This is a genomic window from Streptomyces sp. NPDC088246, assembly GCF_044741025.1.
Lineage (GTDB): Bacteria > Actinomycetota > Actinomycetes > Streptomycetales > Streptomycetaceae > Streptomyces.
The window spans coordinates 1-16846 of the sequence record NZ_JBIURV010000003.1 but is presented as its reverse complement, the minus strand read 5'-3'; the positions used below and the strand labels follow the sequence as shown (position 1 = coordinate 16846).

13 protein-coding genes and 1 riboswitch are annotated in these 16846 nt (G+C 71.0%); of the genes, 6 read left to right on the top strand and 7 right to left on the bottom strand.

Annotated features, from left to right (window positions below; translation table 11 throughout):
* Positions 1-24 precede the first annotated feature (24 nt).
* The 5 genes from cobN to ACIPEK_RS05175 all read right to left on the bottom strand — a co-directional run bounded on the left by cobN (position 25) and on the right by ACIPEK_RS05175 (position 8244).
* The gene (gene cobN / locus ACIPEK_RS05195; protein ID WP_401991812.1) at positions 25-3690 is read right to left on the bottom strand and encodes a cobaltochelatase subunit CobN; all 3666 of its coding nucleotides are present in this window, start codon (positions 3688-3690) and stop codon (positions 25-27) included.
* A gap of 8 nt (positions 3691-3698) precedes the next feature.
* Positions 3699-5240 (bottom strand): cobyric acid synthase, encoded by a 1542-nt coding sequence (locus ACIPEK_RS05190; protein ID WP_401990855.1) that lies wholly within the window; start codon positions 5238-5240, stop codon positions 3699-3701.
* Positions 5237-6265 carry a cobalamin biosynthesis protein gene (locus ACIPEK_RS05185; protein ID WP_401990852.1) on the bottom strand — a complete coding sequence of 343 codons (1029 nt, stop codon included), beginning with the start codon at positions 6263-6265 and terminating at the stop codon, positions 5237-5239. Before ACIPEK_RS05185 ends, ACIPEK_RS05190 begins: the two co-directional genes overlap by 4 nt.
* A 144-nt stretch (positions 6266-6409) precedes the next feature.
* Positions 6410-6541, bottom strand: a riboswitch (cobalamin riboswitch).
* 171 nt (positions 6542-6712) lie between these two features.
* Positions 6713-6943 carry a hypothetical protein gene (locus ACIPEK_RS05180; RefSeq protein ID WP_114243854.1) on the bottom strand — a complete coding sequence of 77 codons (231 nt, stop codon included), beginning with the start codon at positions 6941-6943 and terminating at the stop codon, positions 6713-6715.
* Between the two features lie 35 nt (positions 6944-6978).
* Positions 6979-8244, bottom strand: a complete 1266-nt coding sequence (locus tag ACIPEK_RS05175) for an anion permease (RefSeq protein ID WP_401990849.1) — start codon at positions 8242-8244, stop codon at positions 6979-6981.
* Between the two features lie 261 nt (positions 8245-8505).
* On the opposite strand from ACIPEK_RS05175, the gene ACIPEK_RS05170 reads away from it, so the two are divergent.
* The 3 genes from ACIPEK_RS05170 (at position 8506) to ACIPEK_RS05160 (ending at position 11904) form a co-directional block, all read left to right on the top strand.
* Complete coding sequence (locus ACIPEK_RS05170) at positions 8506-9165, top strand: class II aldolase/adducin family protein (RefSeq protein ID WP_401990846.1); 660 nt, start codon at positions 8506-8508, stop codon at positions 9163-9165.
* A gap of 115 nt (positions 9166-9280) precedes the next feature.
* Entirely contained in the window at positions 9281-10408 is a 1128-nt protein-coding gene (locus ACIPEK_RS05165; RefSeq protein WP_401990843.1) for an alpha/beta hydrolase, read from the top strand.
* Between the two features lie 185 nt (positions 10409-10593).
* Positions 10594-11904 (top strand): hypothetical protein, encoded by a 1311-nt coding sequence (locus ACIPEK_RS05160; RefSeq protein ID WP_093895737.1) that lies wholly within the window; start codon positions 10594-10596, stop codon positions 11902-11904.
* Between the two features lie 57 nt (positions 11905-11961).
* On the opposite strand, the gene ACIPEK_RS05155 is transcribed toward ACIPEK_RS05160, so the two are convergent.
* A complete protein-coding gene (locus ACIPEK_RS05155) occupies positions 11962-12375 on the bottom strand; it encodes a VOC family protein (RefSeq protein ID WP_114243849.1) in 414 nt (137 codons plus the stop codon).
* A gap of 116 nt (positions 12376-12491) precedes the next feature.
* Positions 12492-13382, bottom strand: coding sequence for a neutral zinc metallopeptidase (locus ACIPEK_RS05150; protein WP_401990840.1), 891 nt, complete (start codon positions 13380-13382; stop codon positions 12492-12494).
* A gap of 272 nt (positions 13383-13654) precedes the next feature.
* On the opposite strand from ACIPEK_RS05150, the gene ACIPEK_RS05145 reads away from it, so the two are divergent.
* The 3 genes from ACIPEK_RS05145 to ACIPEK_RS05135 all read left to right on the top strand — a co-directional run bounded on the left by ACIPEK_RS05145 (position 13655) and on the right by ACIPEK_RS05135 (position 16759).
* The gene (locus ACIPEK_RS05145; protein WP_401990837.1) at positions 13655-15253 is read left to right on the top strand and encodes an ABC-F family ATP-binding cassette domain-containing protein; all 1599 of its coding nucleotides are present in this window, start codon (positions 13655-13657) and stop codon (positions 15251-15253) included.
* 341 nt (positions 15254-15594) lie between these two features.
* Positions 15595-15816 (top strand): helix-turn-helix domain-containing protein, encoded by a 222-nt coding sequence (locus ACIPEK_RS05140; protein ID WP_018518904.1) that lies wholly within the window; start codon positions 15595-15597, stop codon positions 15814-15816.
* A gap of 151 nt (positions 15817-15967) precedes the next feature.
* Positions 15968-16759, top strand: coding sequence for an enoyl-CoA hydratase/isomerase family protein (locus ACIPEK_RS05135; protein WP_383067883.1), 792 nt, complete (start codon positions 15968-15970; stop codon positions 16757-16759).
* Positions 16760-16846 lie beyond the last annotated feature (87 nt).

Sequence of the window (16846 nt, the reverse complement as noted above, 5' to 3'; positions counted from 1 at the left end):
CCACCGCGGGGCTTTCCAGGGAGATCACGCCTCTCCCTCCAGGTCGCCCTCAAGTTCGAGGTAGGTCGCCCGGAGCCGGTCCAGGGTCTCCTGGTCCGGCTCCGCCCAAAGGCCCCGATCCGCTGCTTCCAGCAGGCGCTCGGTGATGCCCCTCAGCGCCCACGGATTGGACTTCCGCATGAAGTCCTGGTTCTCCGGGTCGAAGACGTACTCCGCGCTGAGCTTCTCGTACATCCAGTCGTCCACGACCCCCGCCGTCGCGTCGTACCCGAACAGGTAGTCGACGGTCGCGGCCATCTCGAAGGCACCCTTGTACCCGTGCCGCCGCATCGCGCTCATCCACCGCGGGTTCACCACGCGAGCCCGGAACACCCGGTGCGTCTCCTCGCCCAGCGTTCGCGTCTTCACCTGGTCCGGCGTGGCGCTGTCGCCGACGTACGCCTCGGGCGACTCGCCGGTCAGATGCCGCACCATGGCGACCATCCCGCCGTGGTACTGGAAGTAGTCGTCGGCATCGACCAGATCGTGTTCTCTCGTATCCACGTTCTTCGCCGCCACCGCGATCCGCCGGAACGCCGTCTCCATGTCCCCGCGCGCCGCCCGCCCGTCGAGCCCGCGCCCGTACGCGTAGCCGCCCCATACCGCGTACACCTCGGCCAGGTCCGCGTCCGACCGCCAGTTCCGCGCGTCGATCAGCGGCAGCAGCCCCGCACCGTACGCCCCCGGCTTCGAGCCGAAGACGCGTGCCGTGGCCCGGCGCCGGTCGCCGTGGACCGCCGTGTCCTCGTCGGCGTGTGCCCGTACGTAGTTGGCCTCGGCCGGCTCGTCCAGCTCCGCCACCGCCCGTACCGCGTCGTCGATCAGCCCCACCACATGCGGGAACGCGTCCCGGAAGAACCCGGAGATCCGCACCGTCACATCGATGCGCGGCCGGCCCAGCTCGCTCACCGGCACGACCTCGAAGCCGGTGACCCGCCGCGACGCGTCGTCCCACACCGGCCGGCAGCCGAGCAGCGCGAGGATCTCCGCGATGTCGTCGCCCTGGGTGCGCATGGCGGAGGTGCCCCACACGGTCAGGCCGACCGACTTCGGGTAGTCGCCCGTGTCGGCGAGATACCGGGCGATCAGGGAGTCGGCGAGCGACTGCCCGACCTCCCACGACAGCCGGGACGGAATCGCCTTCGGGTCCACGGAGTAGAAGTTGCGGCCCGTCGGCAGCACATTGACGAGCCCGCGCGTGGGCGATCCGGACGGGCCGGCCGGTACGAAGCCGCCGTCCAGCGCCCGCAGAATGTGGTCGATCTCGTCCGTCGTCCGGGCCAGCCGCGGTACGACCTCCTCGCACGCGAAGCCCAGCACGGCCACGGCGTCCGGGAGTTCGGAGCCGAGGACGTCCCGTACCAGTCCCGCCACGGCCGCGAGGTCCCAGCCGCGTTCCTCCATGCCCTCCGCGAGCCGGCGGCACAGCTGCTCCAGCAGATCGATCGCATCCGCACCGGTGCGCGCCGGGCCGTGGACCAGTTCGGTCAGCTCGACCGGCACCTTCACCGCGGCGCCGGGCTCGGCCAGCAACTCCTTCTCGCTGAGCCCGAAGTGCTCGGCGACCGACGCCCGCAGCCCCGGCAGCGCGTTCGCCGTTCCGCCCCACACCTGGGAGGCACGCAGCACGGCCAGCACCAGGTTGACCCGCGCCTCGTCGACGGGACCGCCGCCCAGGATGTGCAGGCCGTCCCGGATCTGGACGTCCTTGATCTCGCAGAGGTAGCCGTCGATGTGCATGACGAACGAGTCGAAGTCGTCGTCGCCGGGCTGTTCGTCGACATGGAGGTCGTGGTGCAGCTCGGCGGCCTTCACCAGCGTCCAGATCTGCGCCCGCACCGACGGGGCCTTCGTCGGGTCGAGATCGCTGACCAGCGCGTACTCGTCGAGCAGTTGCTCCAGCTTGGCCAGGTCGCCATAGGTGTCGGCGCGCGCCATCGGCGGCACCAGATGGTCCACCACCGTGGCGTGCCCACGCCGCTTGGCCTGGGTGCCCTCGCCCGGGTCGTTGACGATGAACGGGTAGATCAGCGGCAGTTCGCCGAGCACGGCGTCGGGGCCGCAACCGGCGGACAGGCCGAGGCCCTTGCCCGGCAGCCACTCCATCGTGCCGTGCTTGCCCATGTGGACGACGGCGTCCGCACCGAAGCCCCCTTCCGATGTTGCGGCCTCCAGCCAGCGGTACGTCGCCATGTAGTGGTGGGACGGCGGCATGTCAGGGTCGTGGTAGATCGCGATCGGGTTCTCGCCGAAGCCGCGCGGCGGCTGGATCAGCACCACCACGTTCCCGAACTGCAACGAGGCGAGGACGATGTCGTCCCCGTCCACGTACAGCGAACCCGGCGGCTCGCCCCAGTGCTCCAGCATCGAGTCGCGCAGCTCCGGTTCCAGCTTCTCGAACCAGGCCCGGTAGTCGGCGAGCGGCACCCGCGCGGGGGCGGCCGCGAGCTGATCCTCGGTCAGCCACTCGACGTCGTGCCCACCGGCCTCGATCAGACGGTGGATGAGCTCGTCGCCGTTGTCCGGGTATCCGTCGACCGCGTAACCGGCCTCCCGCAGGGCGTCCAGGACCCGTACCGCCGACGCGGGCGTGTCCAGGCCGACGGCGTTGCCGACGCGGGAGTGCTTGGTCGGGTAGGCGGTGAAGACGAGAGCGAGCTTCTTCTCGGCGTTCGTCCTGTGCTTCAGGACGGCGTGGCGCACCGCGATTCCGGCGACGCGCGCGGCCCGTTCGGGGTCGGCGCGGTACACCGGCACGTCGTCGGGTCCCTGCTCCTTGAAGGAGAACGGGACGGTGATCAGACGACCGTCGAATTCGGGGATCGCGACCTGCATCGCGGCATCCATGGGGGAGAGCGCGGCGTCGGAGGCGTCCCACGTGGCGCGCGAGGAGGTCAGGCACAGGCCCTGCAGCACAGGGACGTCGAGATCGGCGAGCGCGCCGATGTCCCAGGCCTCGTCGTCGCCCCCGGCGGAGGCGTCCGACGCACGGGTGCCGCCTGCCGCGAGCACCGTGGCGACCAGGGCGTCGGTCCTGCCGAGCAGCTCGTAGAGACCGGCGTCCGCGCCGCGCAGCGAACCGCAGTACACGGGCAGGGCGTTGGCGCCACGGGCCTCGACCGCGTCGCAGAGGACGTCCACGAACGAGGTGTTCCCGGACAGCTGGTGCGCCCGGTAGAAGAGCACGCCGACGGTCGGGCGGCCCTCGACGAACTCGCGGCTGCCGTGCAGGCCCCACTCGGGCATCTTGTGCGGTTCGGCGAAGCCGTGGCCGGTCAGCAGGACGGTGTCGGAGAGGAAGCGGGCCAGTTCTACGAGGTTTCCGGGGCCGCCCTCCACGAGGTAGCGCAGCGCCTCGGCGACGACACCGGCGGGTACGGACGACTCGGCCATCAGCTCCGCGTCCGGCACGGCCTCGCCGCCCAGCAGCACGGTGGGGATGCCCGATGCCTTGAGGACGGCCAGCCCGTCCTCCCAGGCGCGCTTGCCGCCGAGGAGGCGGACGACGGCGACGGAGGAACCCTCGATCAGTGCGGGGAGTTCCTCGTGGGCGTCGATGCGGGTGGGGTTGCCGATCCGGTACGGCGCGCCACAGGCGCGGGCGGCGAGGAGGTCCGTGTCGGCGGTCGACAGCAACAGCACGGTGCTCATAGGGGCGTTCATGCGCGTGCTCCAGGTGCTCCGGGGGCGATGAAGGGAAGTCCTGACGGTGCGCCCGACTCGATGAGCCGCAGCAGCGCGTCGGTGTCCGCGTGTTCTTCGATGAGGTCGCCGAGGCGGTCGAGCTGTTCCTCGCGCAGCGCGGCGAAGCAGGTGTCGGGGGCGGGGACGAAGCGCCGGCCTGCGGCCCGCGCGACCTCGGTCAGGAAGCGGCGGCGGAATTCGTCGCTCTCCAGCGAGCCGTGCCAGTGGGTGCCCCACATGGCGCCGACCCGGCAGCCGTCCAGGCTGCGACCTCGGTCATCGGAGATGAACGCTTCGCCGCCGCGTACATCGGCGACGCCGTGGTGGATCTCGTACCCCTCGACGGGGGCGCCGAGCGCCTCGCCGACGGGGCGGGCGAGGGTCTTCTCGCGGTCGAAGCGGATGCGTACGGGCAGCAGGCCGAGGCCGTCGATGTGCCCGGCCCTCGACTCGACGTCGTCCTCGATGTGTTCACCGAGGATCTGGAAGCCGCCGCAGATGCCGAGGACCGGCCGGTCCTCGGCGGCACGCCGCACCAGGGCGTCGGCGAGGCCGCGCTCGCGCAGCCAGGCCAGCGCGTTCACGGTGCCGCGGGTGCCCGGCACGATGACGAGGTCGGCGTCGGCCAGCTCCTCGGCGCGGTCCACGAACCGGACGACGACGCCCGGTTCGGCGGCCAGTGCGTCCACATCGGTGAAGTTCGACATCAGGGGTACGGCGCACACCGCGACGCGCAGCACGTCGTCGCCGTAGGGCGGCGCGACGACCGATTCGCGTACGGTCCCGCGCAACGAGACCCCCATCCCGTCCTCCTCGTCGATGCCCAGGCCGTGGGCGAAGGGCAGCACCCCGTAGGTCTGCCGTCCGGTGATCCCGCGCAGCATCTCCAGGCCGGGCTCCAGCAGCGACACGTCGCCACGGAACTTGTTGACGAGGTAGCCGGCGATCAGCGACTGGTCCTCGGCGTCGAGCAGCGCCGTCGTACCGAAGAACGAGGCGAAGACGCCGCCGCGGTCGATGTCGCCGACGACCACCACCGGGAAGCGTGCCGCCCGTGCGATGCCCATGTTCACGATGTCCGTGCGCCGCAGATTGATCTCGGCCGGACTGCCCGCCCCCTCGCAGATCACCGCGTCATACGTGCCCCGAAGCTGCTCCAGACAGTCCACGACCGTGGAGAGAAGCGCTTCCTGCCTGCCTCCGTGGTAGCCGCGTGCGCTCATCTCGCCCACCGGTCTGCCCATCAGGACGACCTGGCTGGAGCGGTCGCTGCCGGGTTTGAGCAGGACCGGGTTCATCAGCGCGGTCGGCTCGATCCGGGCGGCCTGGGCCTGCATGGCCTGGGCGCGGCCGATCTCGGCGCCCTCGCGGGTGACGAAGGAGTTCAGCGACATGTTCTGTGCCTTGAAGGGCGCCACTTTCACGCCCTGGCGTACGAGCCAGCGGCAGATGCCTGCCGTGACGACGCTCTTGCCCGCGTCCGAGGTGGTTCCGGCGACCAGCAGCCCGCCGCTCATGTCCGTCTCCGTCCTGCGATCCGACGTCCTGTGACCTGAAGTTCCGTGACCTGAAGTCCTGCGGACCGAAGTCCTGCGATCCGTCGTGCGGCGAGGCCCGCACCCAGTCGTCCCGCCACACACACGCCGAGGGCCAGCGCACTCACCCGGCGCGACAGCCGTACCGCGCGTTCGATGTCCTCGGTCTCCACCGCCCGGCCCGTCTCCCCGTTGAGGACGGGGCGGTGTTCGACCCGGCCGCCGTACGCGAGGGTCCCGCCGAGCCGTACGCCGAGCGCACCCGCGAACGAGGCCTCCACCGGGCCCGCGTTGGGGCTCGGGTGCTTCGCCGCGTCGGCCCGCCACGCCCGTACCGCTCCACGTGGCCGCCCCCCGGCGCCCACGGCGAGCAGGGCGGTGAGCCGGGCACCGGGCCAGCCCGCGAGGTCGTCGAGGCGGGCCGAGGCCCAGCCGTAGCGCCGGTGGCGGGGCGACTTGTGGCCGACCATGGCGTCGAGGGTGTTGGCCGCCCGGAAGCCGACGAGCCCGGGCACACCGGCCAGCGCACCCCAGACCAGGGCGCCGACCACGGCGTCCGAGGTGTTCTCGGCCACGGACTCCACCACGGCGCGGGCGATCTGCGGTCCGTCGAGGGAGTACGGGTCGCGCCCGCACAGATGCGGCAGACGCTCGCGGGCCGACTCGATGTCACCGGCGGCCAGGGCGCCGCCGATCGCCCGGGCCTCACGCCCCAGGGACGTACCGCCGACGACGGACCAGGTGGCGGCCGCGGTCAGCGCGACGGAGGCGGCGGGGTGGCTGCGTACGGCACGGGTGACCAGCGCGGCACCACCCGCGGCACCTCCGGCGCAGACGAGCATGTGCAGCGTGCCCCACCCACGGTGGTCGCGCCACAGACGGCGCTCGACGCCCGCTGCGGCCCGCCCGAAGGCGGCGACCGGATGTCCCCTGCGGGGGTCACCGAGCAGCAGATCGCCGATCAGACCGGCCGTGGCGCCGTACGCGAAAATGCGGTCGGCACGCACGGCTCAACCGGCCGTTACGCCTCGAAGGACCTTCGTACAGGCGGCTCTCGTCGAGAGAGCCACAGCAACGGACGCACGGCAGCCAGGCATGGCGATATGTCCTCACTCAGGGTCCGCGCCCTGGTTCGACGTGACCGGCGACGAGAGTCTCCTGGCTCCCGGATCCGCAGTTCCCCCGGCCTTCCAACCCGCTCGCGCGTGCCGTGACTTCCGGTGTGGGGGACTGCTCCCCGGTGACAGTGGCGGGACCGCGCCGGATTCGCACCGGCTTCCTCTGCTGTCGCCGTAATTGGCTCCGGCAGTCCACCACGCTCCGCGAACGCCCGTCAACTTGCCGTTGACCTGCGACGGTGCAGTGTGCTGAGCCCCACATCGGGCCGGGCACACCACAACGGGCCGGACACACGAGGTGTGTCCGGCCCGACGGGGGAGTGCGCGGAGGCGGGCTCAGGCGACGATCAGATAGATCCCGTACGCGACCGCCGCAGCGCACAGCGCGAAGCAGACGTAGGCGCCGGCCCGGGCCAGCAGCAGCGAGCCGCCGGAGCCGCCCTGCGCCGCCGGTTCGGGCTGCTTGGAGAGACCGACGATGCCCAGGGTGAAGAAACCCACCAGCGCGACGGTGACGACGAGGGAGACGCCGAAGACGGAGCCGAGGGCTGCCCAGTCGATGTTCATGCTGAATCCTTAGACGGCCTGCCTAGGCGGCTGACCTAGACGGTGGCGGGTCGCGCCGGGTCCTGGGTGGTTCCGGCCGGAGCCGGAATGGTGGTCTTGAGGTCCTGGGCCGCTGCCTGGGCCGCGGTGAGCGGCGGGCTGACGGCGGCGATGGCCGTGGTGACGACGCCCGCGGGCTCGGCGTCGCCGCCCGTCGGCGCGACATCGCCGTGGCCGACCGGCTTGCGGCGCGATACCAGCCAGATCGCCCCGGAGCCCACGACCAGCAGCGCCGCGACGACCACGACACCCCAGGTGCCCTGCTTGGTGAGGAGTTCCGCGCCCGCGCCGACCAGGCCCGCGGCCGGCAGGGTCAGACCCCAGGCGATGAACATCCGGGTGGCGGTGGACCAGCGGACCACGCCGCCCTGGCGGCCGAGCCCGGCGCCCATCACGGCGCCGGAGCAGGACTGGGTGGTGGAGAGGGAGAAGCCGAGGTGCGAGGAGGCCAGGATGACCGTGGCCGCGCTGGTCTGGGCGGCGAAGCCCTGCGGCGGCTTGAGGTCGGTGAGGCCGCTGCCCATGGTGCGGATGATGCGCCAGCCGCCCAGGTAGGTGCCGAGTGCGATGGCCGTACCGGCACAGACGATGACCCAGACCGGCGGGTTGGAGCCGGGGTGCAGGACGCCACCGGTGACCAGGGCCAGGGTGATGATGCCCATGGTCTTCTGCGCGTCGTTGGTGCCGTGGGCCAGGGAGACCAGTCCGGCCGAGGCGATCTGGCCGGCGCGGTAGCCCTTGGCGGTGGCCTTCTCCTGGGCGTCGTTGCGGATCTTCCCGCCGATCCGGTACGTCAGCCTGGTGGCCAGCAGCGCGGCCAGACCGGCGACGACCGGGGCGGCGACCGCGGGGAGCAGCACCTTGGTGACGACGGTGCCGCCGTTGACCGATGACCAGCCGGCCGACATCACGGCTGCGCCGATCAGGCCGCCGAACAGGGCGTGCGAGGAGCTGGACGGCAGTCCGACCAGCCAGGTCAGCAGATTCCACAGGATGGCGCCGACGAGAGCCGCGAAGATGACTTCTGTCCGCAGCCCGTCCTCGTTGATGATCCCGCCGGAGATCGTCTTGGCGACCTCGACCGACAGGAACGCGCCGACGAGGTTGAGAACGGCGGACATGGCCACCGCTGTCTTCGGTTTGAGTGCGCCGGTCGAGATGGTGGTCGCCATCGCGTTGGCGGTGTCGTGGAAACCGTTCGTGAAATCGAACACTAGAGCTGTCACGATCACAATCGCGAGTAGCAGCGTGATGTGTTCCATTTACCCAGGCAATCGTTCGACGTCATTGGCACGTGGACCGTAGGCAACCTGGATGAACAGAAGATGAACTGGGCAGGGCGTTGTGGTGACTCCAACTGGAGTCGGGTCGTTCCGTTTGTCCATTGCGGGGCGGTGCGGGCCGGACGCGGGGCCGATTTGGGACCGATTCGGCCCCGTCACCCTTTTTGTGAACTTCTCCGGTTTGTGACTTATCCCCCCGATCGCATGCCCGTTCGCCTCCAGGGCTGACAGGATCTCCGCATGAGCGATCAGCAACGGGACGCGATCGAACGTGCCTGGGACGGTGTCGTCGCCATCGCCCGCAGGACGGCGGCGGACGGCCTCGTCGTCGGGACCTCGGGAAATGTGTCGGCACGGGTCGGCGGGACGGTCCTGGTCACCCCGAGCGGAGTGCCGTACGACCGGCTCCGCCCCGAGGACGCCGTCGGCGTCGATCTGGAAGGCAACCGCGTCCTCGGCGAACTGGCCCCGACCAGCGAACTCCCGCTTCATCTCGCGGTCTACCGGAACAGCGATGCGGCCGCCGTCGTGCATACCCACGCGGTGCACGCCACGGCCGTCTCCACCTTGGTCCCCGAGGTCCCTTCGGTCCACTACGCCGCCGCCGTGCTCGGGGGCCCCGTCCGGGTCGCGGCCTATGCGCGCTACGGGACCGAGGAACTGGCCGAGAACATGCTCGCCGCTCTGCGGGGCCGTACGGGCTGCCTGCTCCAGAACCACGGAACCGTGACCTATGGAGCGTCCCTGGACGAGGCGTACGACAGGACCGCCCAGCTGGAATGGCTCTGCCGGCTATGGCTCACCGCAAGCTCCGTACCCGGGCACACCCCGACCCTGCTCTCCCCGGCCCAGCTGCGCGACGTGCAGGAGGCATTGAAGGGATACGGACAACCGGGCTGACGCGACCCCTGCCTGTCCCGGCTGTCCCGTCCCATCCGTCCGTCCTGCCCCCGGCGGGGCACCGGACGGCCCCCGTCCGCTGGCAGGGCGCGGCGCACCCCACGACACTGAAGCGGTGCGCCCGGCAACAGTCACGGCAGCAGCCGTCACCACGATCCTCGGCGTCGGTGCGGCAACGGTCGCGGCCGGCCGGTACGCCAGCGACGCCGCCCTCAGAGTGCCGTCCGGACGACCGCTCCCCGCCGACCGCAGACTCACCGTGCACGCCACAGCGGCCGGGCAGATCACCCTGACCCGCTCCTTCGCCGCCCTGCGGCCCGGTACGTACGGACTGGAGGACGACGACGTCCACGCCGTCGTCGGCCCGGTGATCGAACACGCCCACCACGCCCCCGACACCGTCGTCCGCAGACTGGAACGAGTCAACCGCGGCAGCCTGGAAACCGGCGCCAAGGTCCGCATCACCCCGCAGCTGCACAGCGGTGACCCCTCATCGGCCCTCGGACTCGATCACAGGGAAGTCGAGATCCCCGGCGAACTCGGCCCCCTGCCCGCCTGGTTCCTGCCCGGCCCCCGCGACACCTGGGTCATCACCGTGCACGGACTCGGCACCACCAGGGAACACCCCATGAACGTCATGGAGTTCCTGCACGATCTGCGCCTGCCCGTGCTCGACCTGGCCTACCGCGGCGACGCCGGAGCCCCGCGTTCGCCGGACGGCCTCGCCCACCTCGGCGAGTCCGAATGGCGCGACCTGGACGCGGCGATCCGCTTCGCCGTGCGGTACGGAGCCGAGAAGGTCGTCCTGCACGGCTGGTCCACCGGCGCCTCGATGGCGCTGCACGCGGCCGTCAACTCCGCGCTCCGCAATCGGATCTGCGGTCTCGTCCTCGACTCCCCGGTCCTGGACTGGGTCACCACGCTGCGCGCCCTGGCCGCCGCCCGCGGTGTCCCGACCGCACTGCTGCCGCTCGCCGTCCGCGCCGCCCAGGGGCAGACAGGGCTGCGCGGCGCCCGGCTCCTGGACGGCTCCCTCGCAACGGCGCTGCATGTCCCGACCCTGATCTTCCACGGCCCGGACGACACCCTGGCCCCCTGGCAGCCGTCCCGCGATCTGGCCGCCCGCCGCCCGGACCTGGTCGCCCTGCGCGTCGTACCACAGGCTCCGCATGCGGCGATGTGGAATGCCGACCCGGTCCACTACGAAGAGGCCCTGCGCCGCTTCCTCACGCCTCTGATGTGACCTGATGCGAGGGATCGGCCGATTGGTGCCGGACCCGCCCGCCACCCCCTTCCACCGCGAATTCGGGTTCCGTTTGGGCTTTCGGGCCGTCAGGGGCAAGACTGCTCCCCGTGACGTCCCGTACCCCGCGCGACTCCAGGCTGCGACTTGTCCGCCCGCGACCCCTTGCCACCGCTCGCAAGGCCGTGACCACCCGGCGCACCAGGCCGGCTCCCCGCCCCCCGGAGGGCACCCCTCCCAGGGCGGAACTGGCCCGCCAGGCCAGGACGGCCCTCGCCGACGCTGTACGGATCGCCCGCTGGGCAGCCGACGGCGCGATCCCCGGCGCGCCGCCCCTGGCCGCCCAGGCCCTCGAACGGGCCGCGACAGCACTGGAGTTGTCCCCGGCCCAGGTGCGCTCCGGCTGGGACCGGGCCCGGCTCGCCGGTCTGGTCGAACTGCACGGCGACACCGCACGTCCCGGCTGGCGGCTGCGCGCCTGGGACCGCGACGACTCCGCCGTGCTCCGCGGCTGGGTGGCGCTCTTCGACGCCTGGTCGCTCGTCCACCCCGCGCCCGAGGGCATCGAGTCCACCGCGGTCGCGGAGGCCGTCGAGGCCGTGCCGCAGGTGCTCTCCCTCCTCCAGCTCTCGGCGGGCCCGGTCACCGTGCCCGCCCTCCTGGACCTTCTCGGCCAGCGTGTCGCGGAACTCCACGAGGAGCGCTGCGAGGTGCCGTACGGGCCGCAGGCGCCGCCCGCACCGGCCGAATCCGCCCCCGCGGCACACCCCGCAGCCCTGGTCGCCCTCCTTCTCGACTGGGCCCTTGAGGGACTGGCCGCGGTAGGCGCGCTCACCCTCGGCGCCGGGCACGCCACCCTCACCCCGCTCGGCAACTGGGCGGTCTGGGTCAAGCTGGAACAGATCTGTGTCGCGGCCCAGAGTCCGGCCGGGAACATCGAGCAGTCCGCCGCGGACATGCTGCTCGGCTGCGCCCGGCTCACCCCCGGCCCGGCCCGCGCCGAATACCGGGCCTGGCTCGCCGCCCGCCCCGTCGGCAGCGCCGTTGCCGAACTCCTCGGCGTCGCCCGCGGGGAGGACGCGCTGCTGCGCGGGCTCGCCTTCGAGGCGCTCCGGGTCGTCGGCGCACCCGCCGAGCCCGAGGTGCGCTCCGTCGTGGGCGACCCGTCGCTGCGCCCCTACGCGCTGCTGTGGCTGGCCGAGTACGGCGGAACGGACCCCGAGGACGCCCAGGACGTCCTCAGCCGCGAGGAAGCCACCTGGCTCTGGGTCGACACCGCGGCGGCGGTCGCGGACCACGGCGAGACCGGGCTGCTGGTCCGCCATCTCGACTCGGCCGTCCAGGGCACGGTGCCGGCGCTGCTGGACGAGGTACGGGCAGTCGGCCACCCGCGCACCGTGCAGGTCCTGGTGGCCCTGGCCGCCGCGCACCCGGACCCCGCGCTGGCCAAAGCGGTGCGCCGGGCCGCGTTCCAGGTACACACGGGCGGTGCGTAGCGCGGGTGGGTCCGCGTCGGACGGGCTTGGCCCCAAGCCCGTCCGGCCGACCACCCGTCAGTCCGCCGACCCCGGTGCGTACGTCCCGAAGCTCCACACATTGCCCTCCGCGTCCCGCGCAATGAAGTCGCGGGAGCCGTAGTCCTGGTCCGTCGGCGGCATCAGGATCTCCACCCCGTACTCCACGGCCCGGGCGTGATGCTCATCGACCTCGTCCACCACGACGTAGACACCGGCCGGGCCCGCGCCCTGCATCGCCTTGGCGAAGACACCCTCGCGGCCCTTGGAGCCCAGCATCACCCTGCCGTTGCCGCAGGACAGCTCCGCATGCAGCACCGTGCCGCTCTCGCCCTCGTACACCGCTTCCTCGGTGAAGCCGAGGCCCTCCGTCAGCGTCCTGATCGCGGCCTTCGCGTCGTCGTACAGAATCGTCGGATAGATCGTCGGAACGCCGGCCGGTGCGCCTGCCATCGCGCTCACCCCTTCTCGTACTCCCGTTACCTGTTTCTGTGACCTGTCTCTGTGATCTGCATCTCAGTCTTCCACCGGCCACTGACAACGGCCCGGCCCGGCTCAAGAGGCCCGGCTCAGCGGAAGGTGTTGCAGTCGGCCATGTCTCCGCTGCGGAAGCCGGTGGTGAACCACTGCTGCCGCTGCGTGGCCGAGCCGTGCGTCCAGGACTCGGGCGTGACCCGGCCCTGGAACCTCTCCTGGATCCGGTCGTCGCCGACCGCGGCCGCCGCGTCGAGTCCGTCCCGGATGTCCGCCTGCGTCAACGAGGTGATCAGCGGCCGCCCGGTCGATTCGTCGGGCGTGGTCGTCGCGTGATGCGCCCAGACCCCGGCGTAACAGTCCGCCTGCAGCTCCACCCTGACCGCGTTGCTGTTGGCGCCGGTCTGCCTGTCCTGCGCACGGCTCAGCGTCCCCATGAGGTCCTGCACATGGTGCCCGTACTCATGGGCGACGACGTACGCCTGGGCGAACGGGCCACCGCTGGAGCCGAACTTCGTCCGCAGCTCGTCGAAGAAACCCAGGTCCAGATAGACCTTCCGGTCACCCGGGCAGTAGAACGGCCCGACCGCCGAGGTCGCGGTGCCGCACGCGGTGGCGACCCGGTCGGTGAACAGGACCGTCGGCGCAGCCGTGTACGTCCCGCCGCGCCGCCGGAACTCCTGCTTCCAGTAGTCCTGCACGCTGTTGACCACCGCGACGATCCGGCAGTCCTCCCTGGTGTTCGCGTCCTGCCCGGTCCGGCAGGACTGCTGTACCTGCGCGGCCGAGGACGCGGTCGCCGTCGTGCCGGAGCCGCCGGACGACAGGCCGAGCTGATCGGGGCCGACGCCGAAGAGCAGCCCCAGGATCAGTGCGATGAGACCGGCGATGCCACCGCCCACGGTGGCTTTGCCGCCGGGGATACGGCTGCCGCGCACATCCTGGACCTCGGACGTGTCCAGATCGGCGTCGTCGTCGAACTGCATGGGCACCACCCTCTGCTGCGGCCGTGGTGGCCTCACCACCTCCGCCGAGTATTAGGTAGTTCACACCGCAATGCCCTTTTTTGGTCGCGCGGTGGAGTGGAGCGGCAGCACTGAGCGAGTTTTCGGCAAGTGCCGTGAGCGCATGCGGAAAAGCAGTTGCACACCGCCAGTAGAATGACCCGTATGGCAAATCTCCTTGTGCATGAGTAGCGGCGTCGAGTCGAACTCTGTCATCGTCCCGTCCGCCGTCCACACCGCCCTGGAGTTTTACCGTGATCACCGCTTCCGGCATCGAGCTGCGCGCCGGCGCCCGCATCCTCATCGAGTCCGCCTCCTTCCGTATCACCAAGGGTGACCGCATCGGCCTCGTCGGCCGCAACGGGGCGGGCAAGACCACCCTCACCAAGTGCCTCGCGGGCGAGGGCAATCCCGCCGGCGGCACCATCGCCCGATCCGGCGAGGTGGGCTACCTCCCGCAGGACCCGCGCACCGGCGACCTCGACGTACTCGCCCGCGACCGCATCCTCTCCGCCCGCGGTCTCGACGAGATCCTGCGCAAGATGCGCGAGAACGAGGAGCGGATGGCGAACGGCAAGGGCGCCACCCGTGAGAAGGCGATGAAGAAGTACGAGCGCCTGGAGACGGAGTTCCTCACCAAGGGCGGATACGCCGCCGAGGCCGAGGCCGCCACCATCGCCGCCGCGCTCAGCCTGCCCGACCGGGTGCTCGGACAGCCGCTCCACACACTCTCCGGCGGTCAGCGCCGCCGCGTCGAGCTGGCCCGCATCCTGTTCTCGGACGCCGACATCCTGCTGCTCGACGAGCCGACGAACCACCTCGACGCCGACTCGATCGTCTGGCTGCGCGACTACCTCAAGACCTACCGCGGCGGCTTCATCGTGATCTCCCACGATGTCGAGCTCGTCGAGACGGTCGTCAACAAGGTCTTCTACCTCGACGCCAACCGCTCGCAGATCGACGTCTACAACATGGGCTGGAAGCTCTACCAGCAGCAGCGCGAGGCCGACGAGAAGCGCCGCAAGCGTGAGCGCCAGAACGCCGAGAAGAAGGCGGCTGCGCTCAACTCGCAGGCCGACAAGATGCGCGCCAAGGCCACCAAGACCGTCGCCGCGCAGAACATGGCCAAGCGCGCCGAGCGGCTGCTCTCCGGCCTGGAGGCCGTCCGGGTCTCCGACAAGGTCGCCAAGCTGCGCTTTCCCGAGCCCTCGCCGTGCGGCAAGACCCCTTTGATGGCGGAGGGGCTCTCCAAGTCCTACGGCTCGCTCGAAATCTTCACCGATGTGGATCTCGCCATCGACAAGGGCTCCCGCGTCGTCATCCTCGGCCTCAACGGTGCAGGCAAGACCACCCTGCTCAGGCTCCTCGGCGGCGCCGAGAAGCCGGACACCGGCGAGGTCATCGAGGGTCACGGGCTCAAGCTCGGCTACTACGCCCAGGAGCACGAGACCCTCGACCCGGAGCGCACGGTCCTGGAGAACATGCGCTCCGCCGCCCCGGATCTCGACCTTGTAGAGGTCCGCAAGACGCTGGGCTCGTTCCTCTTCTCCGGCGACGACGTCGACAAGCCCGCCGGCGTCCTCTCCGGCGGTGAGAAGACCCGTCTCGCGCTGGCGACCCTGGTGGTCTCCTCCGCCAATGTGCTGCTCCTGGACGAGCCGACGAACAACCTCGACCCGGCCAGCCGCGAGGAGATCCTCGGCGCGCTGCGCACGTACAAGGGCGCCGTCGTCCTCGTCACGCACGACGAGGGAGCGGTCGAGGCGCTTCAGCCGGAGCGCATCATCCTGCTGCCGGACGGTGTCGAGGACCTGTGGGGCGCGGACTACCGGGACCTCGTCGCTCTGGCCTGACTCCGGCCCCGTCGCCGTCTGATCCACTTCGTCTGGATCATTCGGCCTATGCGTGATCCATCATCTGCGTGAGTACGTCTCGTACCTCGGCGCGGCGCCCGGCAGATACCTGCCGGGCGCACCCATTTGGGGCTGCAATCCCCGTGTGGCCCTGACCTGGCGGTTCGTCCCGGGTCTGTCCCCACTCGCCCCCACAGCCCCGCAGAATGCGGGATTCCGGTTGTGTGGGCCCGTTCTCCGGGCAGCGATCCGGTTGCACGGACCTTGCCGAATGGGTGGCCAGGAAGCCTCCGAGGGGTGATCATGAGAGTCCAGAGCGCACTTCCCATGAGGAGGCACGGGTGGCCGAGACTCTGAAGAAGGGCAGCCGGGTTACCGGCGCCGCGCGCGACAAGCTCGCGGCAGACCTGAAGAAGAAGTACGACTCCGGTGCGAGCATCCGGGCGTTGGCCGAAGAGACCGGCCGCTCCTACGGATTCGTCCACCGGATGCTCAGTGAGTCCGGAGTCACGCTGCGTGGACGCGGCGGAGCGACACGAGGCAAGAAAGCCGCCACGGCCTGACGGCCTTCGGCGGATCGGGGCAGGTCGTCCGGCCCGTCCCGGGGCTCACCGGTTTCGGCGGTGGCCACCCGGTCGATCGTGATATCGGCCGGGTGGTTACTGTTCAGTCACTTAGCGCGAAATGCTGACTGACCCGATCCGGAGGCGCCCCATGACCTCGCTCGACTCTGTGCTCGACAAGGACGGCGTACGACTCACCGTCGATGACGCGGTTGCCACGGTGACCCTCACCAATCCGGCCAAGCGCAACGCTCAGTCCCCCGCTCTGTGGCGGGCGTTGACGGAGGCCGGACGGGCACTGCCCGGCAATGTGCGGGTCGTTGTGCTCCGCGGCGAGGGCAAGTCCTTCTCCGCGGGCCTCGACCGGCAGGCGTTCACCCCCGAGGGGTTCGACGGTGAGCCGTCCTTCCTCGACATGGCGCGCGGCCCGGAGGCCGAGCTCGACGCGACCATCGCCGAGTACCAGGAGGCGTTCACCTGGTGGCGCCGCAACGACATCGTGTCGATCGCGGCCGTCCAGGGGCATGCGATCGGTGCCGGCTTCCAGCTCGCCCTCGCCTGCGATCTGCGGATCGTCGCCGAGGACGTGCAGTTCGCCATGCGCGAGACCAGCCTCGGTCTCGTCCCGGACCTCACCGGCACACACCCCCTGGTCAACCTGGTGGGGTACGCCCGCGCGCTCGAAATCTGCGCCACGGGCCGCTTCGTGCACGCCGCGGAGGCCGAGCGCACCGGCCTGGCCAACCTCGTCGTCCCCGCCGACGAACTGGACGCCACCGCCCGCGATCTGGCCGGCGCACTGCTGGCTGCCCCGCGCGACGCGGTCGTGGAGACCAAGGCGCTGCTGAGCGGTGCCGTTTCCCGTGGTTACGAGGAGCAGCGTGTCGCCGAACGCGCCGCGCAGGGCCGCCGTCTGCGCGACCTGGCGGGCATCACCGACTGAGAGCCTGTCGGGTGACCTCCGACCGGGCGGCCACGCCCTGGCACGCACGCTTCCCGCGTTGTCGTCAGTCACCGACTCCCCCATAGC